Below are 13,668 nucleotides of genomic sequence, written 5' to 3' on the forward strand. Positions count from 1 at the left end.
TCGCAATTATCTATTTGATGGAGTCTGCCCGCCCTATAGCAAAATAAATCAACCCATTGCGAGACACCAAAGCTGGGTCGAAAAGGTTTCTGCCATCAAAAAGTACATCGTCTGCCACACATTCTTTAATTAGGGAAAAATCTGCAGCTTTAAAATTCTTCCATTCAGTGCAAATAATCAAGGCGTTCGCACCATTTAATGCAGCCTCTTTCGTACCACATAACACCAGGTCAGCTCTGTTGCCGTAAATACGCTGGGTTTCGTCCATGGCTTCGGGGTCGTACGCTTTTACTGTGGCCCCTGCAGCCCATAAGGCTTCCATTAACACCCGGCTTGGCGCTTCGCGCATATCGTCGGTGTTGGGTTTAAAGGCCAGGCCCCATAACGCAAAGGTTTTGCCCTTTAAAGCCGAAGTGTCGGTTTCAGAAGCGCCATAGTGTTTGCAAATAAGCTCGAAGAGTTTGGTTTTTTGCTTGTCGTTAACCGCTTCTACCGCATTCAGAATTTTTGATTCATAGCCATATTGGCCCGCCGTGCGCGCCAGAGCCTGAACGTCTTTAGGGAAACAGCTGCCCCCATAACCGCAGCCTGCATAAATAAAGTGGTAACCAATACGGGGGTCGGAACCTATGCCTTTACGTACGTTTTCTATGTCGGCCCCTACCCGCTCGGCTATGTTGGCCATTTCGTTCATAAAGCTGATTTTGGTAGCCAGCATGCAGTTGGCGGCGTATTTGGTTAGCTCGCTGCTGCGTACGTCCATTACTATGATTTTTTCGTGGTTGCGGTTAAAAGGTGCGTACACTTCGCGCATTACGCCTTCGGCAAAGGCTGAACTGGTGCCTATCACTATGCGGTCTGGCCGCATAAAGTCGGCCACTGCGGCGCCTTCTTTTAAAAACTCGGGGTTAGACACCACGTCGAACTCGGCATTAAAACCACGTTGCTGCAGGGCCTGGCTGATCACCGCTGTCACTTTGTCGGCAGTGCCTACAGGCACTGTGCTTTTGTTCACTACTACTTTGTAGCTTTGCATCAGCTCGCCAATGGTTTTACCTACGGCCATTACATACTGTAAATCGGCAGAGCCGTCTTCGTCTGGAGGGGTGCCTACGGCAATAAAAATAACTTCACCATGCTGCACTGCTTCGGCGGCACTGGTGGTAAAACGCAGGTTGCCCTGAGCCACGTTGCTTTTAACTACGCTTTCCAGCCCCGGCTCGTAAATAGGAATAATGCCTTGTTTTAATCCGTCAATTTTGGCCTGATTAATATCGACACAAATAACGTCGTGCCCTACATCGGCCAGGCAAGCGCCCGTAACCAGCCCAACATAACCTGTACCAAAAATACTAATCTTCATTCCCTTTACCTCTTTTATACCGCCATGGGGAAACCGCCCCTGCAAATTGAATTTTCTGCCGTTTGTTTTGGCATTAAACGGGCGGGGTAAACCCCGCCCCTACGACCTTTGGTTATTACGTTGGGGTTGTGCGTAAACACCGCCCCTACACATTTAACCTGTCACTCTGCTTGTTGTACTGGTTTTGGGCGGGGTAAACCCCGCCCCTACGACCTTTGGTTATTACGTTGGGTTGTGCGTAAACACCGCCCCTGCCCATTACCCAAGTTCATTCCATCTATACAGTGTATTGGATCAGGCAATTAAGCTGAGTTTTTTGCCGGTAACCACGGTTTTTAAAAACTCGGCAAACTCTTGGCCCAGGTTCGGGTCTTTTAAGGCATAAGTCACAATGGCTTCCAGGTAACCCTGCTTACTGCCACAGTCGTGGCTGCGGCCCACAATGCGGTAGGCTTCTACTTCTTCTTCCCGTACCAGTTGCGCCAGCGCGTCGGTTAACTGAATTTCGTTGCCTGCGCCCGGGCCGGTAAAACCCAGTAATTCCATAACATGGGGCGACAGCACATAACGGCCGGTAATAGCCATATTGGACGGTGCATCTTCCACACTGGGTTTTTCCACCATGGCGTACAGTTTTTCAGACTGGCCTTCGGCCAGCGAGGCGCCTTGCAGGTCGACCACACCGTAAGAGCTGACAGCCGCCTGAGGCACGGCTTCTACCATGATCTGGCTGGCGCCCGTGGCTTCGTAGCGCTGCAGCATGGCTTTGAGGTTGTCTTTCTTTAAATCGCTTTCGTATTTGCTGATCAGTACGTCGGGCAGCAACACGGCAAATGGCTCGTTTCCAATAACAGGGGCGGCACACAAAATGGCATGGCCCAGGCCCAGCGCTACCGGCTGGCGCACCGAAATAACAGTCACGTTTTTGGGGTTAATAGAGCGCACTTCGTCCAGCAGCGAGCGCTTTACGCGTTTCTCCAGCTGGGTTTCCAGCTCAAAGCTGGTGTCGAAGTGGTTTTCAATGGAATTTTTACTGCTGTGGGTCACCAGCACTATTTCGGTAATACCGGCAGCGGCGGCTTCTTCTACCACGTATTGGATCAGTGGTTTGTCCACCACTGGCAGCATTTCCTTTGGAATAGCTTTGGTGGCGGGCAACATACGGGTGCCTAAGCCAGCAACAGGAATAACGGCTTTGGTTACTTTCTGGCTTGGTATTTTCTGCATAACAAACTCCATTTATCTCCTGCTGGTTGATTACAATCAGAAACGCTTTCAACAACGCTCAACAACTCAGCTTTGGCGGTTCCGTGCCAGCCCGTTGGGGCAACAATGCTATTCAGTCTAAGCCGATTTCTGTGACACTGAAGTGACAGCCAATCAACTGATTTTGTCGCACCGTTTTTACCTTTGGGCTTGATTTTGAATTTCGAAGCATAGTTCATGCCAGCTCATGAAAACACCGGTTCATCCGGCTCTGCCATCAAAATTTGATAAATATAGAACCAAAATCTGCAAAAAAGTGCAACAAAAGTTCATTTTTGGTGCATAAGCGCTGCATTATGCAGCATTTTTAAGACCGAACAATTAAATTTTTCATTTTGGCTTGGCAAAAACAGGCTGAGCTGGCAAAGTAGCGGTGATTTTTCCACCATATGCCATAGTCCGTTGACTTCCTGAGCCTCAGTTTCATTAACCGCTATTTATGAGTTACTCTGGGATTGTCTTTTTCTGTTGATTGGCGGGTCCCTGGTGGCAAGTCCGGTTGGCGTTATACATGGATGGGAGAACTATGCTGGTCAGGTACATAGGCATTTTGCTGCTGTCTTTCTCTGTATCTCTGTTAGGTAATGCCAGCTACCTGAGTGCCGTATTTGCCCCTGAGTTGTTAAACAGCATCCGCGACAAATATGGCAACGAAGCGCTCAGCCGGGTTAATGAATGGCAGGCGCTGTTGGAAGAAGGCCGCAATGAGGCCGACTGGATACGGGTGAACAAAGTAAACCAGTTTTTTAATGATCAGATAGCCTACCGCACTGATCAGCAACACTGGGGCAAACCCGATTATTGGGCAACGCCAGTGGAAACACTGGGCACGGCGGCCGGCGATTGCGAAGACTATGCCATTGCCAAGTATGTGTCGCTGCGGGCCATGGGCGTGCCAGACAGCAAGCTGCGCATTATGTATGTGCGGGCCATGTCGGTAAACGAACCCCACATGGTGTTGCTGTATTTAGAGAACGAAAATTCGATACCTCTGGTACTCGACAACCTGATTAAAAAAGTACAGCCCGCTACCCGCCGGCCCGATTTAAAACCAGTTTACGGTTTTAACGCTGAAGGGTTATGGCTGGCTAAGGCGCAAGGGCTCGGCCGCAAAATAGAGGGTAAAACCGGCGGGTCGAACTGGCAGGATTTGCTTAGCAGAATAGAAAAGGGAATGTAACTGTTATGGCGTTAGCGTTGAAGGGAAAATTCCCAGGCATTTCACTCAGGCTTCAACTGCATTTACTGATAGTGCTGGTGGCTCTTTTTACCTTTGCCTCCAGCCTGTACCTGTCTGTGCAAAGCACCCAGCAGTATCTGAACACTCAAATGAAATCTCATGCGCAGGACGCCGCCACCAGCCTGGGGTTGTCAATTTCTGCTTATATGGACGACCCGGATTTAGTGATTGCCCAAACCATGGTGAGTGCCATTTTTGATTCTGGCTATTACGAAGAACTGACCTTCACCAATACGGCTGGTGAGGTAAAAATTCACCGGAAAAACCCGGTGGAATATGACGAAGTGCCGCCCTGGTTTGTGGAGATGTTTCCGCTGACTCCGCCAATGGAAAGCTCGGAAGTGAACAGCGGTTGGGTGGTGGCCGGTAAACTGGCGATAAAATCTAACCCCGGTATTGCCTATAAAACGCTGTGGCATCAGGCCAAACAAAGCTTTTTCAGCATTGCCGCTATTACGCTGTTCAGCATTTTGGTGATTCAGCTGATTGCTTTTGCGGTGCTGCGGCCGCTGCGCCAGATTGAAAGCCAGGCGCTTGAAGTGGGCAAAAAGAACTTTATGTTGCTGGACAAACTGCCCTTTACCACCGACTTGCGCTCTGTGGTCAAAGCCATGAATGCCATGGTCGGCAATATTCAGCGCAGTTTTACGTCACTGAGCAAACAGGCGGATGAACTGAAAGTAAAAGTTTTTACTGACCATTTAACCGGCCTGGGCAACCGCCGTTTGCTGGAGCAGCATTTTGCCGCCGCACAAAAGCAGATGCAGAACCATGAAACCAGCCTGCATATTGGTATGTTAAGCCTGCATTCGCTGGCCGAAGTGAACCATCTGCATGGCTACGAAGCGGCCGACCAGTACATTCTGCGGGCGGTGAATGAATTTAAAGACTTAATGGATAAAGGCGCTGAAATAGAGCTGTTTCGCATTAGCGGCAGTGACATTGTGTTTTTAAGTCAGGAGCACAGCTCGGTGCTGGAACGGCTACTGAATATGCTGAGCGGCCGTTTAAAGCTGATGGACAGTGATTTTTACACCGAAGGCTTTGGCGCTGTGGTGATGATGGAAGTGGACGCCAAAGACCCGCTGTCTCACTGCCTGTCTACTCTGGACAACGCCAATATTCAGCGTAAGCAACAGCCTGATTTACCTGTTGTGGTCAGCAATGAAAGCCTGGTGAAACCCGAAGGCCGGATGGCCTGGAATCATCTGATCCAGGAGCTGGTTGCCAAAGCCGATTTCGAGCTTTGGGCCCAGCCCGTGGTGAACGCCAATAACTCTATTGCCTATATTGAAACTTTTGTGCGTTTTATTTACCGCCACTCTCCGCTTTCAACGGCAGAAACATACGCTATGGCGGAACAGCAGGGCCTGGCGCTGCAGCTGGATCAGCAGGTGATCAGCTTTATTCTGGCGCAGGTAAAAGATAAGCCTGACCATATGTACGCAATTAACCTGTCGCTGGGCGCTATAGGTTCCAAAGCCTTTGCCCAATGGCTGGATAAAGAGTTAAAGCAGTTGCCGGCAAAAGTTAAGCTGGTGTTTGAGCTGTCAGAGTATTCAGTGCTGAAAGCGCCCGAAGAGACCAAGGCACTTTTTGAACTGATTAAACGCAATAAATGCAAAATTTGTATTGAGCGTTTTGGCGCCAGTATGACCACCTTCAAATACCTGCAAGGGTTGAATGTGGACTATGTAAAAATTGACGGCGCTTACAGCACTGCAATTGAAGATCAGGAAAACAGGTTCTTTATTAAGACCTTGTGCCAGATCTGCCACGGCCTCGGAATTAAAGTTCTGGCGCCGCATATTGAATGCGAGCAAATGATGGACAGTTGTTTCGCTGCAGGGGTGGATGCAGTACAGGGAAATTGGTTATTGGCGCCCCAAAAGGCTGGTGTACAGGTGAAAAAATCTACCTTGACACCAAACCTCATTAACCTAGACTTGGCTCATTCGCCCAAATTTTAACCAAGAAGGATGATCGACATGAAGAAAGTAACAATTGCTGCAGCATTATTTGCAGCAGCGGCTTTCAGTTCAGCTCCGGCTTTCGCGCAGGATACCTCTGCTGTGACAGCTGCTGTAGCTCAATACGATTCTTTGGTTGCCCAGTATCAGACTCAGAATATGACCCTCGAGCAAGCTCAAGCGGCCGCTGCAGCTGATATTGAAGCCCAAGTTCAGCAGCTGATTGCATCAGCTCCGGACGATGCGACCAAAGAAGCCTTATTGCAGGCAGCACTGGAAGCAGCCGCAACTATGGGTGATGCCATTGTGGCTGCGGTAAGCGCAGGCGCTGCAAATGGCGGCATGAGCTCTGACGCCATTGTGGCTGTTGCAGTTGCAACCCCAGGTGTGAACGTGGCTGCGGTCACTGCGGCTGCTGGCGGTCAGACTGCGGCTGGCCCAGGTGCTGGTGGCGCTGGTGGCGGTGGCAACGTTGGCGCCCCTGGTGGCAGCGGCTTCGGCGGCGGCGGCGGTGGCGGTGGCGGTACATCTTCCGGCAACTAAAGCCAAACTGTTTGATGAAGGGCCTTCGGGCCCTTTTTCCTGTCCCGTTATTGAATGCCTTTTTGGCTGAGCAAAAACTTAGAGCATGGAAAGCAAGATCCAATGAGTACGTCGCTGTTAACAGGTTTCATCCGGTTTTTGTGCTGCTTTATTCTGGTCTGGTCCCCTATTCCGCTGGCAAGTAACAGACCCTGGGCCTGGTCCATTCTGGAATTGCTGATCACCCTGACCTTCGCCCTGCATTTAGTTTCTGTGCTGCGTGGCCGCGAACCCTGGTATGTGGCGCGCTGGCAACTCTGGACCTTAGTGCCTTTTGCCCTGGTGCTGCTGACGCTGTTGGGGCAATTATTCTCGCCTTTTGCCTGGCTCAGTACAGTGGACCCGAACCAGACGCAGATTATGGCGGTAAAGACCCTCTGTTACGCCTTATTTGTCTGGTTAATTGGCAGTTATTTTCACGATGACAGGCAACTGAAGTTGCTGTGTTACTGCGTGATCGGCAGTGGCGTGTTTCAGGCCAGTTATGGCTCCATTCTGAATTTATTGGGTGCTGAATTTTCCCCTGTCTTTGGTGTCCCCGAAGGCAACAGAGCCAGGGGCTCTTTTGTCTACCAGAACCATTTTGCCAATTATCTGGCGATGGTGCTGTCGTTGGGGCTGGGCTTACTGATGGCGGAGCTGTCGAGCCGCGCTATGCAGTGGAACTGGCGTAACCTCAGCCGGGCTTTGCTGGAGTCGTTACTCAGCAGCAAAATTCTGTTGCGTCTGGCCATAGTGATTATGGTGATAGGTCTGGTGCTGAGCCGCTCCCGTATGGGCAATGCTGCCTTTTTTGCCGCATTGCTGCTGGTGTCGCTTTATGCCATCTGGTTTTATAAAAACCGGCCTGCCCTGCTTAAACCTTTGGTGATCAGTATTTTTATTATCGACAGCATTGTGATTGGCTCGATGTTTGGGCTGGAAAAGCTGCAGCAGCGTTATGAAGAAACCTCATTTGCGTCGGAAGCCCGCGATGAAGTGGTGCGCGACAGCCTGCCGATAGTGGCTGACGCCCCCTGGTTTGGTCATGGCGGTGGGTCGTTTTACACCGTATTTCCGGCCTATCAGCCGCGCCATTACAGCGGTTTTTATGACCATGCGCATAACGAATACCTGCAGTTTTCTATTGAGTTGGGTGTCCCTGTCACCCTGCTGCTGGGTGGCTGGTTACTCTGGCTTCTGTGGCTGAATATGCAAACCATGCGACAACGCCAGAATAAGCTCAGCCGGGGGCTGGCCTTTGGTTGTGCCATGGCCATAGTGCATATGCTTATCCATAATGTGGTGGACTTTAACCTGCAGGCTCCGGCCAATGCGTTATTGTTTATTACACTGTTATCGATGAGCAGTATTGTGTACGTGCGTAAAGATTATAAATCAACAAGTTCCGCCCCAGCCTGATGCCTGAGGAACAGGTGCTGTCTGTTGTAAAGCTGGAAAGTATTTAGCAACATCAGTTGCAAGGATTGCGCGTTTTATGGGGAATAGCACTGACTTTAACCGTCGGTATTTTTTGAAGCTGCTGGCGTTGAGCCCGCTGGCACCTTTGCTTATTGCCGGTTGTGGCAGCAGGTCTGCTATTGTAGTGGGCACCTACCCTCACCCCGGACACGAAGCTTTTTATCTGGCCGAGCATTTTGGTCTGGTGCCTTCGGGCATGGCCCTGCGTAAAACGGAGTCGGCCTCAGTTCTGGTCAGTGCCATGCTGGAAGGCCAGCTGGACGCGGCCACGCTGGCGTTGGACGAAGTGTTGCTCTGCCTGGAACAGGGCCTGTCGCTCACAGTTGTTCAGGTGCTTTCTCAGTCTTGCGGCTCTGATTTTCTGTTGTGCCGCCCTGAGCTGCAGGATCCGCGTCAAATCGAAGGCAAAGTGGTTGCGCTGGAACAGCGGCCTGTCACTGAAATGCTGCTGGACCAGACCTTACGAAAATACAAGCTTGGCCGGGATGCGGTTCAGCGGGCTTACCTGCCTCAGTTGCAACAACTGATGGCCTGGGAGAACCGGCAGATTGACCTGGTGATCACCAGCCCACCGGTCTCCAACTACATTCGCCGGGCCGGAGCCAGAGCGCTGTACCCACCCAACTGTGACCTGCCAACCCTGTATCAGGTGCTGGCGGTGCGAACCGACCGGCTGCCCGATGAAGAGCTGCTGTTCAGCCTGCTGCAGATGGGCCTCGCCGGTCAGACGCAGCTGCGGCTGTTTTATCCCGACAGCCTGAGCCGCATTGCGCAGTGGCGTAACCTGAGCCTGCAGGAGTGCCATGACTATTTCCGCCCCGTTGACGTGCCGGATGTTCAGACGAGTATGAGACTGATGTCCCCGGGTGCGGCATTGTCGCAGGCCTGCCAGCTGTTGTTGGATTACCTCCCCGGCAGACCTGCAACAGACAAGCTGTTTCATACCGAAGCACTGTACCATTGGTCTCAGGAGCGACGCTTATGAGCCGATGGCTGCTGTTGTTGTGCGTGCTGGCGATGCAGGTCAAGGCTGACCAGCCCTCCCTGCGTTTGGGGGTGATGGCTCACACCTCGGATCTGAAAACCAGAATGCAGTATGCGCCGCTGGGTGCTTATCTGGCACAGGCGCTGGCGCCGATAAAAACCGAACTGGTTTTTGTCTCTCCTGAGCAGCTCAGCATTCGTCAGCTCAGCCACCAGGCCGATTTCCTGCTGGCGGACCCTTATATTTACCTGATGCTGAGAGCTGGTCAGTATCTGCCTGCGCCGCTGCTGTCACAGACCAGACGAAGCGCTGACGGCCAGTCGGTTCAGATGAGTGGGGTCATTTTTTGCCTGAAAGCCAACCCGCTCTGCGACCTGAGCCAGCTGAGCAAAGCGCAGATTGCGTCCAGCGGTGAGTACTCGTTGGGGGGGTACGCTGCCCAACGTATGGAACTGCAGCAACTGGGTATTGTGCTTGAAGCCCGGCAATTACGGCATGCCGGTTCAGCTCAGGAAGTGATTGACCTGGTGCTGGATAAAGTGGTGGACCTGGGGTTTGTGCGCAGCGGTGCCCTGGAAGATATGTATCAGCAAGACGCCGAAACTCAGGCGCTGCTTCAGGTGTTAAACCCCCAGCAACTGGCTGCTTTTCCATTTGAGGCGTCAACCCGCCTGTACCCGGAATGGCCGCTGCTGGTGATGCCCGGCGTACCGGCCCAGTGGCAGGAAAAATTAGTTGAGGCACTGCTGCAGTTTAACCTGTACGCCGCTGAACGTGGTTTAACTTATGGTTTTTCCGCCCCTGCAGAATACAGCGGCGCTGACTATGCCTTGCAAACGATGCAGCTGGCACCTTACCACAGGCTGCCCCCCCCTTCGGCCTTCTACTGGCTTCATCTGCACGCCCTTTACCTGCTTGCGGCTGTCTGTGTATTTCTGCTGACAGCAGGGTGTTTGTTGCTGCTCAGGCGGCATAACAGGCTGCAGCAGCAGACCATGCTTCAGCTGACCAGAAACCGCGATGCGCTGCAGCAACAGCAAATGCAGCTTCATGCAGCGCTCAACAGCAGTAAACAGGTGCTGTTTATCCGCTTTGACAGTCAAGGACGGATCCTCAGCGGCAACCATTACGCACTGCGGCTGTTAAGCCCGGACAAGGACCATCAACAGCAGAGGTCGGTACTGGACTGGTTGCACGACCCGCAGCAACAAACCGCCTTTTTGCTGGCACTGCATAAACTGCAGACCGACCCGATGCAGACAGAGTCGATGGAGCTTTGCCTGCAACTGAAGCAGGGCGAGTTACTGTATCTGGATGCGGATCTGTCGCTGTTGCCGGCAGAGGCTTCCACTACGCCCACCTTTGCCATGATTGGCACTGATGTCAGCCGTCGTAAAGCGATTAAGCAAAAACTGCAAAAAAGTGTTCAGCGGCTGGACCAGTTGCTGGAGCAAAGCCCGGCGGTGATCCTGGCGTTTGACCCTAAAACCATGCAGTTAACTTACATCAGCCCCAACTGCTTTACGCTGCATCTGAAAAGCGCTGTTGAGCTGTTACGCACGCCGGACTGGTGGCAACACTCCATTCCGGCCAGTTACCGGGAGGGGATAGAACAGCAATACCGCAGCTGGGTGGCAAGCAACTACGCGGGCCTGTTTAAATACAGCTACCCGCTGGCGCGCGGCCATGCGGTAACCAGTCTGTACCGCGACGATACCGACCCCAGTTATTCCCAGTTATGGGTAGAAACTCAACTCTGTGCCGTGCGGGATGAGCATGGCACAGTCACCGAGATCACCGGCTCACAAATTGATGTGACAGAGAACCAGCTCAGCCAGATGAAACGGGAGCTGGCCGCCAGTGTATTTACCACAGCGCGGGAAGGTATTTTTATCACCAACAGTCAGGGCACCATTCTGGACCTGAACTCGTCGTTTTGCCGCATTACCGGCTACACAGAGGCGGAGGCCGTGGGCAGGCACATCAGCATGTTGGGCGGAGTCCTGGCTGACGACAGTTATCAGCAGAAGGTTCGCCGTCAGCTGATGAATGAGGGCTTTTGGGAAGGTGAATTGCAGGGCCGCCGGAAGTCGGGCGAAGCCATGGTGCTGTCGATTACGATGTCGGCGGTGCGTGACGCAGAACGTAAGGTGCAGCATTTTGTTGCGCTGTTTTCCGACATTACCCAGCACAAAGTTCAGGAAGAAAAACTGCGTTTTATTGCCCATTACGACTCGCTGACCGGCTTGCCTAATCGTTTGTTACTGACCGACCGCATTGAACAAAGCATGTCGCAGGCGAAACGGAAGAAAACCAAAATGGCAGTGATTTTTATCGACCTGGACGGCTTTAAATCGGTAAACGACAGCCTGGGCCATGAAGCCGGTGACTACCTGCTGATTGAACTGGCAAACCGGATGCGTGCGGCCATGCGTGACAACGATACGCTGGCCCGTTTAGGCGGCGACGAATTTATTGCACTGATTACAGAGCTGGCGTCACCGGACGATGCCATTCCCTTTGCTGAGCGGTTGCTGACGGCAGCCAGCAACGCAGTTCAGATTGGCGGGCACAGCGTCTGCGTCAGCGCCAGTATTGGCATAAGCTTTTATCCACAGGCTCAGGCAGCGGACGCGGCTTGCCTGCTGCGTCAGGCCGACCTGGCGATGTATCAGGCCAAGCGTCAGGGCAAAAACCAGTACTACTTCTGGCACCCCACTATTGAACCTGAAGCTCATGCCGAACCCCAAAAAGAAACACCGCCCTGAGGCGGTGTTTCTGAGCGACGCTTAGGCTGAGCCCGGCGGACAAACGCATTGAGCCCCTCGCCTGTTAATGCTCCAACAGTATGGGGTATTTCAGGTAGTGTTGGTCGTAATAAGGCAAACGTTGATACCACCACTGCACTTTGGCTTCTGCAGAGCCTGCCAGCGCCTTGTCGGCTTTGACTGCGTCATCAAATTCCTGCTTCAGCGCTTTATCCTGTTTAGCGGCTTGTTCAATCAGCGGCACTATAGCGTAAGGTTCAAAGTATTCGGTGCGTTCAAACATGCCCGGCATAAAGCCCCAATGAAACAATGAATCCGGTGCTGTAGGTTCCAGCAACGCCACCGCCAGACGGCCGAGCGGCTGGTCGGTACTGACCCGCACCGCACCTGCTGGCAGGCGGATTTTTTTCCAGTCCCGTTTAAATTGGGCTTCGACCATAAAACGGCTTTCGTATGGCTTTTGCGCAAAACTCCACTGGGTGGCGGTCAGTTGCTGCAGCTGGATGGTTTTGGCGGATTTGAGCCGGGTGGTCTCTATGCCATGCAGAGCCAGTTTAGCCAGCACCTGGTGCTGCTCCGGCATCACCCAGTATGCGGCCGGAACCTCAACTTCCACCGCAGGAACATTTTCCCAGTACTGTGGCAACTCTTCGTATAACCTGGGCTCCCCTGTCCAGGCGCGGTACTGTAAACCTGTGATTTTGTCGGTGCGAATTTCAGAGGCCACGCCAGCAAAACGGATCAGCTCTGGTGTGTCACTGGCTTTATAGGCCAGTGCCAGGCTGGCTGGACGGGCATTTTCGTCGGCTTTTTTCGCCAGTTGCAGCACTTTGCCTTGTTCAGCCAGCAACTTTAAGCTGTGCTCCAGCAAGACATAGGTGCCCAGCACCCGCTGACGGTAAGGCTTTAAGCTGTGGTTTTCAATCAGCACGGTCGGGATATGGCGGATATCGCCATAACCATTGGACAACCGCGGCGTAAAATGAGCCCCGCTGATGCCTTTGCTGAAATCCAGCGGGTCCAGACCAAACACCAGAGGCCCCGGCAAATGCCCGGCTTGCCGCAAGGCCTGGTTGACTTCGGGCCTGTAGACGGACGCCAGCCAGCTGGCGGCATTGGGGCTGGCGGCATGCACAGGTTCATTAAAACCAAAGGTAATGTCGTACTGGTAATCCTCTCCGTCCGTGACATGCACATCCAGATAGAGATCGGGTTTGTAGTTGTTCAGTACTTTCAGCAGCGCCTGCATTTCCAGGGCTTCGGCTTTGGCATAATCGCGGTTCAGGTTCAGGTTTTGTGCGGTGGAGCGCCAGCCCTGCTGTTCAGGCCCACGCTGATTCATGCGGTGGTATTTACCGCTTCGCTCATGGCCGTCCACCGACAAAATGGGGATAAACAACAGGTTCACGTCGTTCAGCAGCGCGGTTTTTTCACCTTGCACTATGTCGCGTAATAACATCAGGCCCGCGTCTTTGCCGTCTATTTCGCCGCTGTGAATACCCGCCTGCACCAAGAGTACAGCTTTGCCGTCTTTGCCGATTTGCTCCGGATCGGTGCCGGCTTTGACCATATAAATGGAACGACCCTGCGGGCTGACGCCAATCATGTCCATGCGCAACATAGGGCTGCTGGCGACCAGACGGTCAAGAAATTTAAAGGTTTCGTCGTAGCTGGGGGTTTTGGTTAAACCGGACAATTCCGCTGGCGTCACCCAGGGGTGCTGCGCTTCTTTTTGCAGTTGGGCAGACGCGCCGGACCAGTTGGGTAAAGGCGGCAAGTGATCGGCCGCAAAGGCAGAGAAACAAAAGGCGGACAAGGTTAAAATTTTTATTCTGTTCATTGCATCATATCCATCGGGACACCAGCGCCTGGCTCCCTTTGTCCTGAAAACCGGCTGGCCGATGAAGAAGGCATATCAAGGCACAGCCCACTGTAAGGCACTGCAGTGCACAGAACTGTTGCCTGCAGTGAGCTCAGGTTAGCATATTCTGCAACAGAAAAGTCCGGTAACAACCGGACTTTTCTGATGAATG

Annotated in this window: 10 protein-coding genes; 6 read left to right on the top strand and 4 right to left on the bottom strand. The window is 52.7% G+C overall.

Features of this window, described 5'->3' with window-relative positions; all coding sequences use genetic code 11:
- Window positions 1-10 precede the first annotated feature (10 nt).
- The 3 genes from WKJ03_RS04580 to WKJ03_RS04590 all read right to left on the bottom strand — a co-directional run bounded on the left by WKJ03_RS04580 (window position 11) and on the right by WKJ03_RS04590 (window position 2,808).
- Complete coding sequence (locus tag WKJ03_RS04580; protein ID WP_337840987.1) at window positions 11-1,363, bottom strand: UDP-glucose/GDP-mannose dehydrogenase family protein; 1,353 nt, start codon at window positions 1,361-1,363, stop codon at window positions 11-13.
- 294 nt (window positions 1,364-1,657) lie between these two features.
- Complete coding sequence (gene galU / locus WKJ03_RS04585; protein WP_337840988.1) at window positions 1,658-2,590, bottom strand: UTP--glucose-1-phosphate uridylyltransferase GalU; 933 nt, start codon at window positions 2,588-2,590, stop codon at window positions 1,658-1,660.
- Entirely contained in the window at window positions 2,563-2,808 is a 246-nt protein-coding gene (locus WKJ03_RS04590; RefSeq protein ID WP_337840989.1) for a hypothetical protein, read from the bottom strand. Before WKJ03_RS04590 ends, galU begins: the two co-directional genes overlap by 28 nt.
- Before the next feature lie 347 nt (window positions 2,809-3,155).
- Here WKJ03_RS04590 and WKJ03_RS04595 point away from each other — a divergent pair, with 347 nt between their 5' ends.
- The 6 genes from WKJ03_RS04595 to WKJ03_RS04620 all read left to right on the top strand — a co-directional run bounded on the left by WKJ03_RS04595 (window position 3,156) and on the right by WKJ03_RS04620 (window position 11,635).
- Window positions 3,156-3,809, top strand: coding sequence for a transglutaminase-like cysteine peptidase (locus WKJ03_RS04595; RefSeq protein WP_337840990.1), 654 nt, complete (start codon window positions 3,156-3,158; stop codon window positions 3,807-3,809).
- 5 nt (window positions 3,810-3,814) lie between these two features.
- Window positions 3,815-5,839, top strand: a complete 2,025-nt coding sequence (locus WKJ03_RS04600; RefSeq protein WP_337840991.1) for an EAL domain-containing protein — start codon at window positions 3,815-3,817, stop codon at window positions 5,837-5,839.
- 18 nt (window positions 5,840-5,857) lie between these two features.
- Complete coding sequence (locus WKJ03_RS04605) at window positions 5,858-6,382, top strand: hypothetical protein (protein WP_337840992.1); 525 nt, start codon at window positions 5,858-5,860, stop codon at window positions 6,380-6,382.
- A gap of 102 nt (window positions 6,383-6,484) precedes the next feature.
- A complete protein-coding gene (locus WKJ03_RS04610; protein WP_337840993.1) occupies window positions 6,485-7,822 on the top strand; it encodes an O-antigen ligase family protein in 1,338 nt (445 codons plus the stop codon).
- A gap of 76 nt (window positions 7,823-7,898) precedes the next feature.
- Window positions 7,899-8,867 carry an ABC transporter substrate-binding protein gene (locus WKJ03_RS04615; protein WP_337840994.1) on the top strand — a complete coding sequence of 323 codons (969 nt, stop codon included), beginning with the start codon at window positions 7,899-7,901 and terminating at the stop codon, window positions 8,865-8,867.
- Window positions 8,864-11,635 (top strand): diguanylate cyclase, encoded by a 2,772-nt coding sequence (locus tag WKJ03_RS04620; protein WP_337840995.1) that lies wholly within the window; start codon window positions 8,864-8,866, stop codon window positions 11,633-11,635. The genes WKJ03_RS04615 and WKJ03_RS04620 overlap by 4 nt, the downstream gene beginning before the upstream one ends.
- Before the next feature lie 64 nt (window positions 11,636-11,699).
- On the opposite strand, the gene WKJ03_RS04625 is transcribed toward WKJ03_RS04620, so the two are convergent.
- Window positions 11,700-13,475 (bottom strand): M14 family metallopeptidase, encoded by a 1,776-nt coding sequence (locus WKJ03_RS04625; RefSeq protein WP_337840996.1) that lies wholly within the window; start codon window positions 13,473-13,475, stop codon window positions 11,700-11,702.
- Between the last annotated feature and the right edge of the window lie 193 nt (window positions 13,476-13,668).

It is taken from the genome of Rheinheimera sp., assembly GCF_037442525.1.
Taxonomy (GTDB): Bacteria; Pseudomonadota; Gammaproteobacteria; order Enterobacterales; family Alteromonadaceae; genus Pararheinheimera.